The sequence below is a fragment of the Peribacillus sp. SIMBA_075 genome (assembly GCF_046534585.1).
In genome coordinates, this window is sequence record NZ_JAWRYN010000906.1 from 1 (window position 1) to 260 (window position 260).

A 260-nucleotide genomic window follows, 5' to 3' on the forward strand; every position below is an offset into this window, starting at 1 on the left:
CTGGCCGCCTCGTAGATGTCTGTGGGGATGGCGCGCAGCGATGTGTAGATGACGATCATGTTGAATCCGACGCCGCCCCACAGAGCGATGTTGGCGACGCCGAAGATGACGAGATCCGGGCTGAGGATGTTCAGCGGCGTCCCGCCCAGGAGCTTGGTGAGGTAGGCGAAGGGGCTCACCGACGGGAGGTAGAGGAATCCCCACAGCAGCGAGCTGATCACTGCGGGCACGGCGTAGGGCAGGAAGATGCTGACGCGGCT

Annotated in this window: 1 protein-coding gene; it reads right to left on the reverse strand. The window is 63.8% G+C overall.

The window, feature by feature from the left end:
* On the reverse strand, nt 1-260 hold a 260-nt coding region (locus SB775_RS30885), incomplete at both ends, for a carbohydrate ABC transporter permease (RefSeq protein ID WP_410865075.1).